Origin of the sequence: Vreelandella olivaria, from assembly GCF_023507745.1 — a bacterium.
Lineage (GTDB): Bacteria > Pseudomonadota > Gammaproteobacteria > Pseudomonadales > Halomonadaceae > Vreelandella > Vreelandella olivaria_A.
In genome coordinates this window covers 46,750-62,221 of the sequence record NZ_JALPZO010000034.1, presented here as the reverse complement: position 1 = coordinate 62,221, position 15,472 = coordinate 46,750, and the positions used below count along the sequence as shown (strand labels likewise).

Sequence of the window (15,472 nt, the reverse complement as noted above, 5' to 3'; positions counted from 1 at the left end):
CTACCTGGCAGCGCTATGTTTATCAGCTCGCTGATGATTGGTTTTCAGGAGAGGCGCGCCTTGTCCCACCTTGCTAAAGGTGTTTGGTTGAAGTACTGACATAGCAAGTCGTAGAGGGCCGGGTACGCATCGGCAAGTGTTCTGGGGGCGGCGAAGAAATATTCGCAGCCCACTGCAAAGCACTCTCCGGGGTGGCTTGCCGCATAGTTATCAATTGCGGTGGGTAGTCCCTTCTCGGTACGCTGGATGAGGTCTGCCCATACTGCGCTGAAGGTGCGGTGCCATGTGTGAGGTGTGATGTGCTTGGGAAGAGGCGGAAAGCCGTCGATATCCATGGAGTTGCCCATATCCAGCTTATGGGCAAGCTCATGGATGAGCACGTTGAAACCATTGAATGAACCACTGGCCATCAGGTCTGTGAAGGAGAGTACCACCGGCCCTTGATACGATGTCTCACCTGCACGACTGTCCTGGAAGCGATGTACGATACCGAATTCGTCCATCTCCTCCACATCTCGGGTGAACCCATCGGGTAGAATGAAAATCTCATGAACGTTGACGAATGCTTCATTATGCTCTGCCTGGTTCCAGCCCAGGGTCAATAGGCATGCCTGACCTGCCAATGTCATTTGCGCTGCTGCATCAAACGTGGTGCCGCTTAGTTCAGGGTGCAGGGTGATTCTTTTGTGATGAAGAAACTCCCAGGCGCGCTGGCCGAGATGTTCGGCCTCGTTGGCATTAAGGGTGGATAGCAGTGGCACGCGGTGCCTCGCTTCGTCCCAAACGACGATTGGCAGAGGCGGACGTGATTTGCCAAACAAGCGATGAATCATGGGCTATCTTGTAACTCTCGCAGGTGGATGTGAACCTGAAGGCGGTAACTGTGTACTGATGACAATAATGAAGCGTCTCGGCAGGAAAACAAGCGTGATGACAGGGCGCCTCTGAAGTGAAACAACGGAGTGTTTTTATGTGGCACCAACAAGAAATTCATTTGCCGGAAATATCTCGCGGCTTTCACCTGATTACCGATGACGTGGCGCGTGCACTGCCATGCCTAAGTGACTGTCATATTGGAATGCTGCATTTACAGCTGATGCACACTTCTGCTTCATTAACCCTCAATGAGAGTGCCGACCCTGACGTGCGCCATGATCTAGACGCTTTCTTACGTCGTTTGGTGCCTGCAGAACTGCCCTATTTTCGCCATACGCTGGAAGGGCCTGATGATATGCCCGCTCACGTGGCAGCCAGCCTGTTGGGTACGCAAATTACCCTGGCGGTACGCGACGGTCGTTTGGTGTTGGGTACATGGCAGGGGATATGGCTGGGGGAGCACCGCGACCAGGGTGGGCCACGGCGTTTGTTGGCAACACTGAATGGTTGTGAAGAGCAATCACAACCACGAGCACGTCCGCCTACAGGTTAAAGTCCTCTTTTATCACGGGCCATGCGGGATCACCGTCGGTGGTGGTTACGTCGTCCAGCATTGCTTCGATACGCTCAGGGTGGTTGCTGATCCACTGCACGGCGACCTCGGTAAGGTCGCGTTCTTCTTGACCGAAGGCTTGAATCATCCAGCTTTGCTCTTCTGCGGTGAAGGTGAACTGTTCAAAAAACGTCACCACATTGGGGTTGGCATCGGCATATTCGCTGCGCAGTAGCGTCAACACGTCGCTTTCGCCGTTGTTTTCACCGAACAGATTTTTAGGGTCATTCAGGTAGCGCATCGGTAGTTCAAGGTTCATCCAGTGGGGTGACCAACCGACCCAAACGATGGCCTCTTCGCGGGAGATCGCGTCTCGTGCGGCGGAAAGCATGGCCACTTCGCTGGTATCGACCAGCCGCCAGTCCCCTAGCCCCCAAGTGTCGTTATCGATTGCATCAAGCAAAATTTCACTGGCGGCGGAACCCGTACCAAAGCCATGGATTTGTCCATTGAACTGGTCACGGTGCTCATCCAGGTCTGCAAAGCTCTGGATGCCGCTCTCATACAGGTATTCAGGTACGGCCAGGGTCATTTGTGCGCCATCAACATTATTGGCGACATCAATCAGCACACCCGATGCTTTACGGGGATTGAACATCTCCTGTTGAGCCGGCAGCCAGGCACCCAGGAAAACATCGATATCGCCACTCTCAATACCTTGGTAAACCACCTGCAGGCCAATTTCGTGAGCACTGGTTGCGTATCCCAGCGGGTTGAGAAGCTGCTCAGCAATAGCCGTTTTTACCGTAATACCTGGCCAGGCAGGAACACCGAAGTCTAGGGTTTGGTCATCGGCTTGTGCGGCCGTTAACATCACCATGCTGATGGTAGTACTTAGCGTGACTTTCTTTCCAAGCGCTTTTATATCAAAAGAATACGTGGTCATCATAGGGTTCTCTTTGCTAGGTTTTATTCTCGGATAGGCGTTCTTGTTAGATCATAGTTGTTCTTGCGTGCCGTGTTTAAACGTTACGGGCTAGTACGCGCAGGCGTGAGGTCAGCATGTCGCGGTCTAAATAGGTGCCTTGTAGATGGCGTGCACCGCTATTGGGGTCAAACTCGCGCCGTCCATGCAGTACACGGTGGTTATCAAAAGCGATCATCTGACCTGGGCGAAGGGTGAACTCGAGCTGATGCGCTTCACTATGAAATAACTTCCACAAAAGGGCGTAGGCGCTGTACCAGGTATCTATCTGCTCCAGGGGAAGATGAAGAGCATCGCGAATCCAATTGTTCAACCGCATCTCAACCAAGGCTCCTTCACTATCCAGCGTGATAACTGGCGCCCGTATAGAAATATCGTGAGTTTCATCCTGGAAGCGAAAATCGATGGGGGTCTTACTCAAAATGGCTAATGCCGCTGGGTCTTGCTGACGCAGGGCCTCTACCACCCGGGCACCATCGGCAAACAGCGATTCTCCGCCGCTGGCTTCATTTTGAAGGCAGTAGAGCAACTGAATATCCGGCGGCTGACGCCAGTTGGGCAAATCGATATGCAGTGGCAATCCTATTGCAGTATAAGCCGCATTATTGGGATTGGGTTTGGAGCGTACATCAAAACGGGCACCAAAGTTAGTGGCGCGCAGGGGGCCGATGCGTTCAGCCAAGCGGCTTACTTCCTCTTCTACCACCGGGCCATCGGTAATCAGTGCCAACCCGTCCCGCAGCATGGCGGTTAGCCAGGATTTTTCGCCTTGAGGCGTTAAAAAATCGCTATGGCTCACACGTTCGGGAGTGAAGCTATCTTCCCATGGCTTGGTGTCGGGTACGGCAGAGGGGAGCATGATGTTTGGGCGACGCTGGTAAAGCCAGCCGCTATGAAATGCACTGACATGACCATCCTGCCAGTTCAGCTGCAAATGTCCATCCAGTAACAACAAGCTGGGTGGTTCAGTAATGGCTTCAAGCGGTAAGTAAAGCCTTTCGCGGGTTTGAGGATGGCGACACTCCTGGCAGGCGCAGTGGTCGCGCAACCAAAGCAGAGGCAGGGTGGTTTGTTGGCCATCTTGCCACTCTAGTGCGACGCCACCATGAGCAAGCATGGCCTGAGTGAGGGCTGGACCGGTTTGATAAGGAGTTAATTCGCCCATCTCTGGCGTTTGAGGGCTGTCCTTTGTTGCCGTTGGCATGGTTTGTGCGGCGTTATTCATTAAAACTCCGACAATAGCTCCCTTAGCTGTAGCGCCTGAGGGGGGCGTGTGTGCTACTAAGGATGATGAGTAGCCGAGGTGGTGACAAATGATTAATCTGGCCCCTAAGGCATCATTTTACTTATAGGTCACTTTTTCATGAGTCAGTTACCGCCACTACTATGGCTGCAAGCCTTTGAGTCAGCAGCGCGCACATTGAGCTTTACCGCCGCTGGCAACGAATTAGGCGTCACCCAGGCAGCGATTAGCCAGCGCGTTAGGCTGCTGGAAGACCGCGTTGGGCAGAAACTGTTTGTACGCCACGCGCGCAGTTTAACGCTTACCCCAGCAGGGCAGGCGTGGCTACCAAGTATTCATGATGCGTTTGTGCGTATCAGCGAAGGTACTTTGGAAGTCTTTGGCAGCATGTCGGAACAACCGGTCACGCTGCGTACGACACCGGTCATTCAGCAGTCGTGGTTGGCACCGCGTCTAATCGCCTTTCACCGGGCCTACCCACAAGTGGCTATTCGGCTGGTTAGCGCTATCTGGCCAGATGACTTCGGCCTCGAAGGAGCGGATATCGAAATTCGCTACGGTAAGGGGGAGTGGACTGGTGTTGAGATGCAGTCGCTAGGCGAAGAGCAACTGTTGCCTGTCTGCTCCCATGGGGTGGCTGAACAACTGACGACCCCTGCTGATTTGGCCGGGCATACACTGCTCCATGCGACAGGCTTTGGCGTAGGCTGGCCGGGGTGGCTGCAAGAAGCGGGTGTGGCCCATCTGGAAGCCCAGTGCTGGTCAATGACCTGCGATCATCAGGTGATGACATTGGCACTCGCGAGCCAGGGTGGTGGTATCGCGCTTACCCATCGACGTTTACTGGAACGGCGCACCGATCTGGTGGCGCCATTTGAACTCAGCGTACTCAGTGATGAACGATTCTGGCTGGTGCGCCCTAGCCGGCGCCTCATTCGTAATGAAGCTGCGCTGGTATGGAAGTGGCTGTGTGACTCAATAAAGTGAGTGGTTTTTGCTGATATAAAGTGATTTTGCTAATTTTCTTGCCATTCTGGTGCAGCCGTGAAGAATAACGCGACTTAACTGTTTTAATAAGGTGCGTTCAGTATGGATTTTACTCTTCCTTCCCTGTTGACAGCGGTGGTTGATCGCGGCAACGGGTTGCTGTGGGGCAGTGTGCTGATTTATCTATTGATTGGCGCGGGGCTCTACTTCACCGTGATGACCCGCGGTATTCAGGTGCGCTATTTCGGACATATGTTCAAGCTGTTAAGAGGCTCTCGCCAGTCCAACGGTGGTATATCATCGTTTCAAGCGCTCTCTACAAGCCTGGCGGCACGGGTGGGTACCGGTAATCTGGCGGGTGTGGCGGTAGCTATCTATTTTGGTGGCCCTGGTGCCATCTTCTGGATGTGGATGACTGCCATGGTGGGTATGGCGACCAGTTTTGTGGAATCCACACTGGCACAGGCTTATAAAACCGACCACGGAGACAATACCTTCCGGGGTGGCCCGGCCCGCTATATTGAGCGTGGACTGGGGCTACGCTGGTTGGCGGTGTTGTTCTCTATCTGTCTGATTATTGCGTTCGGGTTGGCGTTTAACAGTGTTCAGGCCAACTCCATCGCCCAGGCTATGGAACAGGCATTTGCAATTCCTACCTGGGCAATGGGGTTGGTACTGATAGCTGTGGTGGCGCCGATTATCTTCGGGGGTCTGAAGTCAATCGCCAAGGTCGCCGAACTGGTGGTGCCTCTGATGGCTCTGCTATATCTGGTGCTGGCGCTGGTTGTTGTAGCGCTGAACATCAGTGAACTGCCCACGGCGATATTTACGATTATACAAAGTGCCTTTGGTTTTGAGCAGGCAGCAGGTGGTGCGGTGGGCTATGCCGTTTCCCAGGCGATCATTAATGGCATCCAGCGCGGTCTGTTTTCTAATGAGGCGGGCATGGGCTCTGCACCTAATGCAGCAGCCACCGCGAGCACACGCCCAGACCATCCCGCAGCGCAGGGCTTTATCCAGATGCTGGGTGTATTCCTGGATACCCTGGTGATTTGTACCGCAACGGCAGCCATTATCATTATGGCTGGCCCTGAACTGTTGGCCGGTGACGAAGCCAACGGCATTCAGCTTACCCAGATGGCGCTTTCCACCCATGTGGGGGATTGGGGAGGCATGTTTGTGGCCGTGGCTATTTTGCTGTTTGCTTTTACGTCGGTCATTGCCAACTACTCCTACGGTGAGTCCAATATCGAGTATTTGGCTGGACGTCGTGCGCCGGTCGCTGTGTTGTTTTATCGTCTGGCGGTATTAGGCATGATTATGGTGGGGTCGGTGGCAAGCCTGGGAGCAATCTGGAACTTTGCAGATCTCTCCATGGGGATGATGGCGATTATCAATCTGGTGGCTATTCTGATGCTTTCGCCGGTTGCGTTTGCGCTGTTCCGGGATTACGACGAACAGCTAAAAGCGGGTAAAGAGCCAGTTTTTGATCCCAGCAAATTTCCCAGGCTGGTAAACAAGGTTGATCCCAAGGCCTGGCCGAAGAAATAAGGCAAGCACGGCAACGCGCTGATATACCCAGACCCCGTCACTGTTAACTCAGGGCGGGGTTTCTTAATGGGCATAAATTCGATTTTGTCGAATGTCATGGGGAAAACGTTGCGCTTTTGCTTATCTGAAAGCGCCGTAGAATAGCCGCCAATACCCATCTATTATGTGTTTAGGAGTTTACTGATGACCACTCGTACACTGCTTGTTACTTCTTCCATTCTTGGCGAAAACGGCCAGTCCATTGCGCTTGCCAACCATTTCAAAGCTCAGGCTGATGCCTGTGATGGGATAGTGGTCACCCTCCGTGATGTAGTAGCGAATGCGTTACCGCACTTGGCGGTTGAGGAGCTAGGTGCCTGGCAAACGCCTGCGGAGGAGCGCAGTGATGATCAAAAAGCCCTGGCGGCCTACTCCGAGGAGTTGCTGGCAGAGCTGCGAGGCAACGATGTGCTGGTTATTGCTGTGCCAATGTACAATCTGGGCATTCCTTCTCAGTTGAAAGCATGGTTTGACCGTGTGCTGCGCGCTGGTGAAACCTTCCGTTATACTGAAAATGGCCCCCAGGGACTGGTGGAAGGCAAACGGGCGATTATTCTAGCTGCCCGTGGCGGCCAATATGCGGGCACCGAATTTGATAGCCAAACACCGCACCTGAAAACCATGCTGGGCCTGATGGGGATTACCGATGTCAACGTTGTCTATGCTGAAGGTTTGAATATGGGTGAGCAGCAGCGCACCGCAGCGTTAAAAGAAGCTTTCCAAGCGATAGATCAGTTGGTTGAGGGGTTATAATTACTTAAGCAATAAAAGGATAACGTCGCCATGGCCCGGCCCGAATTACTCGAACAGATTTACACGATTGTCGATCAAATTCCGCCGGGACGCGTGACGACCTACGGTCGTATTGCAGCCATGACTGAGGGCGCCACTCCGCGCATGGTTGGTTCGGCGATGCGCCACTTGCCTGATGGTCATCAACTACCTTGGCACCGGGTGATTGCCGCGTCGCTGAAACTGGCTGATCATGGCGGCGCTATCCGTCAGCATCAGAAACTACGTGATGAGGGCGTGATGTTTGATAGCAAAGGGCGGGTGCCTGCTCATCTGCTTTGGCCTGACTAACGTTCAATGTTGTCGCCAGCAAGCATGCCTATAAAAAATGCCGCTTACATTGTGAGCGGCATTTTATGTTGCTTACTCTTCCAGGTTAGCACCTGATTTCAACGACCAGTCCCGCCAGCGCAGGTCAAACAGGTCCTTGCGGCGGTCTTTCAGGTTAGTGACCGAACCTTCGGCACGTACAACCGTCAGGCGGGTCAGGTCCAGGTCCGAAAAGAAGATCATCTCCGTATTTGGTGTGGTTTCCGCTAACACCGCATCGTGGGGGAACGCAAAATCGGAAGGGGTAAAGACCGCCGATTGAGCATACTGGATATCCAGGTTTTCAATCGAAGGCAAGTTGCCTACACTGCCGCACAGCACCACGTAGCACTCGTTTTCAATCGCACGCGCTTGGGCACAGTGACGTACCCGCAGGTAGCCGTTTTTAGTGTCGGTCCAGAAGGGGACGAAGAGAATATCCATCTCCTGGTCAGCCAACAGGCGGCCCAGCTCCGGGAACTCTACGTCGTAACAGATCAAAATACCCACGCGGCCTGCATCGGTATCAAACACTTGTAGATCATCGCCGCCCTCGATTACCCAATCGCGCCGCTCTTGTGGCGTGATATGCAGCTTCGACTGTTTCTCAACCTCTCCGTCGCGGTGGAATAGATAGGCGACATTGTACAGCCGGTCGTCTTCGCCTACTTCGATCATTGAACCGCCCACGATATTGATGTTGTAAGACACTGCCATCCGTGAAAGCTCTGTTTTAAAGCGTTCGGTGAAACCTGCCAGAAAGCGTATCGCGCCCATTTGGTCCTGCTGAGCCGCGCGATCCTGTAACCCCATGAGTGGCGCGTTGAATAATTCCGGGAATACGGCAAAGTCACTTTGGTAGTCCGACAGAGCGTCTACGAAGTACTCAATTTGTTGGAGCGTGGCTTCCACTGAGGAAAATTCGCGCATCTGCCACTGTACGGCGCCCACACGCACCTGGGTGGGACGGGTGTCCAACACGCTTTCGGCGGGTTCAAACAGAATATTGTTCCATTCCAGTAGCGTTGCATAGCCACGGGACTGCTCATCTTCCGGCAGATACTTGCGTAGCAGGCGCTTTACCTGGAAGTCGTTGGCGAGCTGGAATGACAGAATCGGGTCGTAAATCTCTTTACGGGAGACTTTATCGATGTATTGTGCTGGCGTTAGCTCATTGACATGCTGGTGATATTCGGGGATACGCCCGCCTGCCAGAATGGCCCGCAGGTTCAGCGAACGGCACAGTTCCTTGCGCGCTTCGTAAAGGCGACGGCCCAGGCGATAGCCGCGATAATCAGGGTGGATCAGTACATCCAGCCCGTACATGGCGTCGCCATCCTGGTCGTTAAGAATAATTTCGCGATGACCAATCAAATCATCGTACTTATGCGGGTTGGAAAACTCGTCATAATCCACCTGCACCGTCAGTGCTACGCCTACCAAGACGCCATCATCTTCAATGGCGATTTGTCCTTCAGGAAACTCCTGGATCAACTTATCGATAGTATGCTTCGGCCATGCACCACCAATATCGTGATACACCGCATCCATCAACGACTTGAGCTGGCCGTAGTCGTCGCTGGTCAGGTTGCGGAGATTAAGGTGCAGATCTTCTAGAGACATATTCAGGGGGTTCCAACAGTAGAATGAAGTTGGCTTATCGTATCATTGCTGAGCGTTGCTCGTTTTACTTGCTGTTACACCACGTACCAGTGGGCGTGTGAGCGTTTGCGCCATAATGACTCCTGCCAGAATGAGGAGTCCACCGATAAAGTGGAAGCCAGCCACTCGCTCACCCAGGTATGCCATTGCAATCAGTGCGCTGAACAGAGGCATCAGATTGATGAATATACTCGCCTGATTGGCGCCAATCTGGCGTACCGCGCGCATCCACAAAAAGGTCGTAATGACCGAAGCAGGAATGCCAGCGTAAAGAATTAGCCACAGGTTATGGCTGTCTACGGGCGTCATGGGGCCCATAAGGTAGGGTGGTAGCAGGAATAGTACCGCAAAGCACACTTGTGCATAGAGCATCACCCAAGGGGGTAAGTTCATTGCCCAGCGCTTAAGCATCACGCCGTATAGCGCGTAACAGGTGGCAGCCACCACCATAAGAGCGTCCCCATAGGCTACCTGCAGTTGCAGCAGTGAAAGCGGGTTACCCCGGCCAAGCAGCACGGTCACGCCAATAAACGCCAGCACTCCGCCTGCCACACCGCCAAGAGTAGGCGGTTCACGTAAAATCAAGGCACTTAACAGCACGGTCAGCAGTGGCACCATCGCCGCCAGAATGCCCATATTGGTGGCCGTAGTGGTTTCTGCCGCAACATAGGCCAGCCCCTGCCACAGTCCCATACCGAGCAGCCCCAGCAGTGCCAGTTTGTACCAGTTGCGGCGTATTTCATCGCGATGACGCAGTACCGCCGGTAATACGAAAGGCGTCATCACTGCCAGAGCCAATAGCCAACGCAAAAAGGCGATGCTACTGGGGGCAATCGCACCCACGGTTAACTGGTTGATGGTCATATTCCCTGACCAAATCAATACGGTAGCCAGCGGTGGCAGAAAGTAAATCAATGGCATAGCACGTTCCCTTATCGTTAGCCGGTTAATGTGACGTGCTTTGCCGAGTTGGGCAAGAGCAAACAGGCCTGGATTAAAGCAAGTGAGGGCTGTACGTTGCGTTAAGTATGTCATACGCTTGTTTGAATAATGCGTAAATAATATCCAGGAGAACCGTGATGACCCGTGCGCCTGCTTACCCACACCTGTTTCGCCCATTAACGGTGGGCCATCTAACACTGCCTAACCGTGTATTGATGGGCTCGATGCATACCAATTTAGAGGAGGCGCCCAATGGCTTTAAGCGCTTGGCGGCGTTTTATGCCGAACGCGCCCGTGCGGGAGTGAGCCTGATAGTAACCGGGGGGATTGCACCCAATTCAGAAGGGGCGGTATTTCAGGGAGCCAACGCGTTAACAGATGTCTCCCAGGTAGCAGAACACCGCCAAGTCGTGGATGCCGTGCATCAGGCTGGCGGGCACTTATGTATGCAGATACTCCACGCAGGGCGTTATGCCTACTCGCCAGAGCTGGTTGCGCCATCAGCGCTGCAGGCGCCTATCAACCCGTTCACTCCGCGTGCACTGTCGGGTGATGAGGTTGAACAGCAAATCGCCGATTATGTTCGCTGTGCCGTGCTTGCCCAGCAGGCCGGCTACGATGGTGTGGAGGTAATGGGCTCAGAGGGTTACCTGATCAACCAGTTTATTTGTCAGCGCACCAATCAACGCGACGATGAATGGGGAGGTAGTTTTGAGCGGCGTATCCGTTTTCCTGTGGAAATTGTGAAACGCATTCGTGCGGCAGTAGGCGAACGCTTTGTAATGATTTTTCGTCTCTCGATGATCGATCTGGTTGAAGATGGAAGCACCTGGGAAGAGATCGTTCAGCTTGGGCAGGCTGTTGAGGCTGCTGGCGCCAATGTGATTAATACTGGTATCGGCTGGCATGAGGCGCGGGTACCAACCATTGTCACCAGCGTACCCAGGGCGGCCTTTACTGAGGTGACCAGACGTTTGAAAGCGTCTATCGCGATTCCGTTGATTACCACTAACCGTATCAATATGCCGGAGGTTGCCGAGCGTGTGTTAGCAGAGGGGCACGCGGATATGGTTTCCATGGCGCGGCCATTTCTGGCCGACCCCGAGTGGGTGCGTAAGGCCGAAGCGGGGCTTGCGGAGGAGATCAATACCTGTATTGCCTGTAACCAAGCCTGTCTGGATCACACCTTTATGGGCAAACTGACTTCATGCTTGGTGAACCCCAGAGCCTGCCACGAAACTGAGTTAACCCTTGAGCCAGCAACGACGCTGAAGCAGATAGCGGTGGTCGGCGGCGGTCCGGCAGGTCTGGCCACCGCCGTGGCGGCGGCAAGCCGTGGACACCGGGTAGTGCTATTTGAGCGCCGTGGCGAGTTGGGCGGTCAGTTTAACTATGCGCGCAAAATCCCCGGTAAAGAGGAGTTCAGCGAAACCCTGCGCTATTTCCGAGTTATGCTGGAAAAACACGCGGTCGATGTACGCCTCAACACTGCCGCAACCTCAGAAATAGTGGCTGACTTTGATGAGGTGGTCATTGCCACAGGTGTTGTACCCAGGGAGCTGGCGCTGCCCGGTGCTGATCATCCCAGCGTATTGAGTTATGCCGAGGCCATTGAGTATCCAGAGCGTGTGGGCCAAAGCGTGGCGGTCATTGGTGCCGGTGGTATTGGGTTTGATGTCTCAGAGTTGCTGGCCCACCAGGGCCATCCCGCACTGGATATTGCCGCATGGTGTGAAGAGTGGGGCGTTGATCTGGCTGTCGGCGAGCGGGGGGGCTTGAAGCCGCCTGTTCCACCTGCTTCTCCCCGCAGTATTGTGATGCTACAGCGCAAAAGCTCCAAGCCCGGCAAGCATCTGGGAAAAACCACAGGCTGGGTACATCGCGCATCGTTAAAACAGCGCGGAGTTAAAACACTGACAGGCTGCGAATATCTAAAAATCGACGATGACGGGCTGCATATTCGCCGCGAGGGCGAAGCGCAGGTATTGGCTGTGGACACCATCGTTGTGTGCGCTGGTCAGGAATCAGTAAGGGAGCTTATAGCGCCGTTGTCCCAGGCGGGAGCTCGCCTGCATATCATTGGTGGCGCGGATGAGGCGGCTGAGCTGGACGCCAAACGTGCGATTGACCAAGGTACACGCTTGGCTGCTGCTCTCTGAACAGCGTGAGTCGCACGGGTGACGTCAACGTTAAAATGACGATAGACTGGCAGATCAATCCAGCAACTAAGCGAAGCTGGATGTTCAAGGCGCGGGTGGCACCCAGCCTGCGCCGCACGACCGTCAGATAAAAGGACTATCGTCATGCCCTCGGAGTGTACCCCGCGATTTTTAGCCAGTGATAACACCTCCGGTATTTGCCCGGAAGCCATGCAGTATCTGCTGGAAGCCAATCAGGATGATGACCTGGCCTACGGCAATGACCGGTGGACCGCCCGTGCTGCTGATCGTTTTCGTGAAATGTTTGATTACGACTGCGACGTCTTTTTCGTGTTCAACGGTACTGCTGCAAACTCTCTGGCGCTTTCCGCGATGGGGCGCAGCTACCACAGCGTGATCTGCCATGAACTCGCGCATATTGAAACTGACGAGTGTGGCGGCCCTGAGTTCTTTTCCAATGGAGCCAAGCTGCTCACCTCACCAGGGGCGAACGGCAAATTAACCCCGCAAGGTATCGAAGCCCTGGTCACCAAGCGCAGTGATATTCACTACCCCAAGCCCAAAGTGGTTTCGCTTACTCAAGCCACGGAAGTTGGTACGGTCTATTCTCGCGATGAACTACTGGCGATACGTGCGGTTGCCGATAAATATGACTTACGCCTGCATATGGATGGGGCGCGCTTTGCCAATGCCTGCGCCAGCCTGAATGCGATGCCCGCTGAGCTAACGTGGCAAGTGGGGGTGGATGCGCTATGCTTTTCGGGTACCAAGAACGGTCTGGCCTTCGGGGAAGCTATTCTGTTTTTCAACCGTGAGCTGGCGGAAGACTTCTCCTACCGCTGTAAGCAGGCGGGGCAATTGGCCTCTAAGATGCGCTATGTTTCCGCCCCCTGGCTGGGGTTGCTGGAAAGTGGTGCCTGGTTAACCAACGCTGAACACGCCAATGCGATGGCGCGCTATTTATCAGAAGGGCTGCAGGCGCTGCCCGGTGTATCGCTCATGTTTCCTACCCAGGCGAACAGTGTCTTCGTTGAATTGCCGCCCCATGCCATCGAAGCGTTGAAAGCAAAAGGCTGGACCTTCTACACCTTTATTGGGGCTGGTGGGGCACGGTTTGTGTGTGCCTGGAACACTACCGTTGAATTGTTGGATCAATTGTTGGCCGATGTGACAGCGGTGCTGGAATAGCAGCCAAACGGTTGCTTGGACCCAAGGCTCTCTCACGTCGCTGTTTAGGCGGCGTGTTGCGTTCTAGATGTTCAACGCAACTAAACTCTACTGATGTGCTCATAGCGTTAAGAGCGCTGCGTTGAAGGTTGAGTCATCACTTTTTGCTAATGCTGACTACGCTGATAGAGCGACACCTCTTATTGCACACCGTCCTGATAATCTGATTTGGCGGTCGTTGCCTGGGGATGGGCCACAGGAGAGTTCCATGAGTATTTTTGATCACGTTCAAGACCGATTTGCCCGCGTTCAGCAAGAAGACATGAGCCTTGAGGAGTATCTGGCGCTTTGCCGCCGAGACCCCAAGGTTTATGCCAGCGCCGCCGAGCGCATGCTGGAAGCAATAGGCGAGCCTGAAGTGATCGACACGGCGAAAGACCCGCGTCTGTCACGCATTTTTTCTAACAAAGTGATTCGCCGTTACCCTGCCTTTGCCGAATTCCATGGCATGGAAGAGTCCATTGAGCAGATTGTGGCCTACTTCCGCCACGCCGCTCAGGGGTTAGAAGAGCGTAAACAGATTCTTTACTTGCTAGGGCCGGTGGGCGGTGGTAAGTCGTCCCTGGCCGAACGTCTTAAGCTGCTGATGGAGCGTATCCCGTTTTATGCTATTAAAGGGTCACCAGTGTATGAGTCTCCGCTGGGACTTTTTTCACCGGAAGAGGACGGAGAGCTTCTCGAAAACGAGTTTGGTATTCCCCAGCGCTACCTGCGCAGTGTTATGTCGCCCTGGGCGGCCAAACGCTTGAAAGAGTATGGCGGTGACATTACCCAGTTCAGGGTGGAGCGTTTGTATCCTTCACGTCTCAATCAACTGGCGATCTCCAAAACCGAGCCGGGGGATGAGAACAACCAGGATATCTCCTCGCTGGTGGGTAAAGTGGATATTCGCCAGTTGGAGCTGTACTCCCAGGATGATCCCGATGCCTACAGCTTCTCTGGCGGGCTGTGCCGTGCCAATCAGGGGCTAATGGAATTTGTTGAGATGTTTAAGGCGCCGATTAAGGTGCTTCACCCGCTGTTGACCGCTACCCAGGAAGGCAACTACAACCCTACTGAAGGTATGGGGGCAATTCCCTTTGATGGTGTCATTCTGGCCCACTCCAACGAATCTGAATGGCAGGCGTTTCGTAATAACCAAAATAACGAAGCGTTTTTGGACCGGGTTTACATTGTTAAAGTGCCCTATTGCCTGCGTGTCTCTGAAGAGATCAAGATTTATCAGAAATTGCTTGAAGACTCATCGCTGAGCGCAGCCTCCTGTGCACCCGATACGCTACGAATGCTGGCGCAGTTCTCAGTGCTTTCACGGCTAAAAGTACCTGAGAATTCAAGTATCTACTCCAAAATGCGTGTCTATGATGGTGAAAACCTGAAAGATACCGACCCACGGGCAAAGTCGATACAGGAGTATCGTGATGCCGCCGGAGTGGATGAAGGCATGCAGGGGCTTTCCACCCGCTTTGCGTTCAAGATTCTGTCCAAGGTGTTTAACTTCGACAGCTCTGAAGTGGCGGCCAATCCCGTGCATTTACTCTATGTGCTGGAGCAGGCATTGGAGCGGGAACAGTTGCCTTCCGAGGTATTTGAGCGCTACCTGGGCTTTATCAAAGAGTTTCTGGCTCCCCGCTATGTGGACTTTATCGGTAAGGAGATTCAAACCGCGTATTTGGAGTCCTACAGCGAGTATGGTCAGAACATCTTTGACCGTTACGTTACCTACGCGGATTTCTGGATTCAGGATCAGGAGTACCGCGACCCTGAAACGGGTGAGTTGCTGAACCGTCAGTCGCTTAACGAGGAACTGGAAAAAATTGAGAAACCGGCGGGTATTTCAAATCCGAAAGATTTCCGCCATGAGGTGGTTAACTTTGTGCTGAGGGCGCGTGCGCAAAACAACGGTATGAACCCAAGCTGGCAGTCCTACGAAAAACTCAAAGGTGTCATTGAGCATAAGATGTTTGCCAACACCGAAGAGTTGCTGCCGGTGATCTCCTTCAATGCCAAGGCATCGAAGTCGGATCAGAAAAAGCACGAAGACTTTGTGGCACGCATGGTTGACCGTGGTTATACCGAGAAACAGGTTCGACTGCTTTCTGAGTGGTACCTGCGCGTACGCAAGTCACAGTAGCGGATATCGCTTAAGG

At 53.7% G+C, this 15,472-nt stretch carries 13 protein-coding genes; 8 read left to right on the top strand and 5 right to left on the bottom strand.

Annotated elements, in window-relative coordinates; translation table 11 throughout:
* Positions 1–44 precede the first annotated feature (44 nt).
* Positions 45–833 (bottom strand): zinc-dependent peptidase, encoded by a 789-nt coding sequence (locus tag HP566_RS02990; RefSeq protein WP_249975780.1) that lies wholly within the window; start codon positions 831–833, stop codon positions 45–47.
* Between the two features lie 137 nt (positions 834–970).
* Here HP566_RS02990 and HP566_RS02985 point away from each other — a divergent pair, with 137 nt between their 5' ends.
* Entirely contained in the window at positions 971–1,429 is a 459-nt protein-coding gene (locus HP566_RS02985; RefSeq protein ID WP_249975779.1) for a secondary thiamine-phosphate synthase enzyme YjbQ, read from the top strand.
* Here HP566_RS02985 and HP566_RS02980 read toward each other — a convergent pair.
* Both HP566_RS02980 and HP566_RS02975 read right to left on the bottom strand, forming a co-directional pair.
* Positions 1,419–2,309 (bottom strand): ABC transporter substrate-binding protein, encoded by an 891-nt coding sequence (locus HP566_RS02980; protein ID WP_425348165.1) that lies wholly within the window; start codon positions 2,307–2,309, stop codon positions 1,419–1,421. The genes HP566_RS02985 and HP566_RS02980 overlap by 11 nt on opposite strands.
* Before the next feature lie 142 nt (positions 2,310–2,451).
* The gene (locus HP566_RS02975; protein WP_249975778.1) at positions 2,452–3,639 is read right to left on the bottom strand and encodes a TauD/TfdA family dioxygenase; all 1,188 of its coding nucleotides are present in this window, start codon (positions 3,637–3,639) and stop codon (positions 2,452–2,454) included.
* 138 nt (positions 3,640–3,777) lie between these two features.
* Here HP566_RS02975 and HP566_RS02970 point away from each other — a divergent pair, with 138 nt between their 5' ends.
* The 4 genes from HP566_RS02970 to HP566_RS02955 all read left to right on the top strand — a co-directional run bounded on the left by HP566_RS02970 (position 3,778) and on the right by HP566_RS02955 (position 7,317).
* Positions 3,778–4,644, top strand: coding sequence for a LysR substrate-binding domain-containing protein (locus HP566_RS02970; RefSeq protein WP_249975777.1), 867 nt, complete (start codon positions 3,778–3,780; stop codon positions 4,642–4,644).
* Positions 4,645–4,746: 102 nt separating this feature from the next.
* The gene (locus HP566_RS02965) at positions 4,747–6,195 is read left to right on the top strand and encodes an alanine/glycine:cation symporter family protein (protein WP_249975776.1); all 1,449 of its coding nucleotides are present in this window, start codon (positions 4,747–4,749) and stop codon (positions 6,193–6,195) included.
* A 183-nt stretch (positions 6,196–6,378) separates the two neighbouring features.
* Positions 6,379–6,987 (top strand): FMN-dependent NADH-azoreductase, encoded by a 609-nt coding sequence (locus tag HP566_RS02960; RefSeq protein ID WP_249975775.1) that lies wholly within the window; start codon positions 6,379–6,381, stop codon positions 6,985–6,987.
* A 30-nt stretch (positions 6,988–7,017) separates the two neighbouring features.
* Complete coding sequence (locus tag HP566_RS02955; protein WP_249975774.1) at positions 7,018–7,317, top strand: MGMT family protein; 300 nt, start codon at positions 7,018–7,020, stop codon at positions 7,315–7,317.
* Between the two features lie 72 nt (positions 7,318–7,389).
* Here the strand turns inward: HP566_RS02955 and HP566_RS02950 are convergent, their stop codons facing one another.
* The gene (locus HP566_RS02950) at positions 7,390–8,958 is read right to left on the bottom strand and encodes a bifunctional GNAT family N-acetyltransferase/carbon-nitrogen hydrolase family protein (protein WP_249975773.1); all 1,569 of its coding nucleotides are present in this window, start codon (positions 8,956–8,958) and stop codon (positions 7,390–7,392) included.
* Positions 8,959–9,000: 42 nt separating this feature from the next.
* The gene (locus HP566_RS02945) at positions 9,001–9,918 is read right to left on the bottom strand and encodes a DMT family transporter (protein WP_249975772.1); all 918 of its coding nucleotides are present in this window, start codon (positions 9,916–9,918) and stop codon (positions 9,001–9,003) included.
* Between the two features lie 158 nt (positions 9,919–10,076).
* Here HP566_RS02945 and HP566_RS02940 point away from each other — a divergent pair, with 158 nt between their 5' ends.
* From HP566_RS02940 to HP566_RS02930, 3 genes are all read left to right on the top strand, one after another.
* Positions 10,077–12,098: an NADPH-dependent 2,4-dienoyl-CoA reductase gene (locus HP566_RS02940; protein ID WP_249975771.1), complete on the top strand. Its 2,022-nt coding sequence runs from the start codon at positions 10,077–10,079 to the stop codon at positions 12,096–12,098.
* A 144-nt stretch (positions 12,099–12,242) separates the two neighbouring features.
* The gene (locus HP566_RS02935) at positions 12,243–13,286 is read left to right on the top strand and encodes a threonine aldolase family protein (RefSeq protein WP_249975770.1); all 1,044 of its coding nucleotides are present in this window, start codon (positions 12,243–12,245) and stop codon (positions 13,284–13,286) included.
* Positions 13,287–13,533: 247 nt separating this feature from the next.
* Positions 13,534–15,456, top strand: coding sequence for a PrkA family serine protein kinase (locus HP566_RS02930; RefSeq protein WP_249975769.1), 1,923 nt, complete (start codon positions 13,534–13,536; stop codon positions 15,454–15,456).
* The last annotated feature ends 16 nt before the right edge of the window (positions 15,457–15,472 follow it).

Bases quoted from the DNA above. Each gene is read 5' to 3' on its own strand.
- HP566_RS02955 (WP_249975774.1), top strand. From the start codon at position 7,018: ATGGCCCGGCCCGAATTACTCGAACAGATTTACACGATTGTCGATCAA.
- HP566_RS02970 (WP_249975777.1), top strand. From the start codon at position 3,778: ATGAGTCAGTTACCGCCACTACTATGGCTGCAAGCCTTTGAGTCAGCA.
- HP566_RS02985 (WP_249975779.1), top strand. From the start codon at position 971: ATGTGGCACCAACAAGAAATTCATTTGCCGGAAATATCTCGCGGCTTT.
- HP566_RS02975 (WP_249975778.1), bottom strand. From the start codon at position 3,639: ATGAATAACGCCGCACAAACCATGCCAACGGCAACAAAGGACAGCCCT.
- HP566_RS02960 (WP_249975775.1), top strand. From the start codon at position 6,379: ATGACCACTCGTACACTGCTTGTTACTTCTTCCATTCTTGGCGAAAAC.
- HP566_RS02935 (WP_249975770.1), top strand. From the start codon at position 12,243: ATGCCCTCGGAGTGTACCCCGCGATTTTTAGCCAGTGATAACACCTCC.
- HP566_RS02980 (WP_425348165.1), bottom strand. From the start codon at position 2,309: ATGGTGATGTTAACGGCCGCACAAGCCGATGACCAAACCCTAGACTTC.
- HP566_RS02945 (WP_249975772.1), bottom strand. From the start codon at position 9,918: ATGCCATTGATTTACTTTCTGCCACCGCTGGCTACCGTATTGATTTGG.
- HP566_RS02950 (WP_249975773.1), bottom strand. From the start codon at position 8,958: ATGTCTCTAGAAGATCTGCACCTTAATCTCCGCAACCTGACCAGCGAC.
- HP566_RS02990 (WP_249975780.1), bottom strand. From the start codon at position 833: ATGATTCATCGCTTGTTTGGCAAATCACGTCCGCCTCTGCCAATCGTC.
- HP566_RS02940 (WP_249975771.1), top strand. From the start codon at position 10,077: ATGACCCGTGCGCCTGCTTACCCACACCTGTTTCGCCCATTAACGGTG.
- HP566_RS02965 (WP_249975776.1), top strand. From the start codon at position 4,747: ATGGATTTTACTCTTCCTTCCCTGTTGACAGCGGTGGTTGATCGCGGC.
- HP566_RS02930 (WP_249975769.1), top strand. From the start codon at position 13,534: ATGAGTATTTTTGATCACGTTCAAGACCGATTTGCCCGCGTTCAGCAA.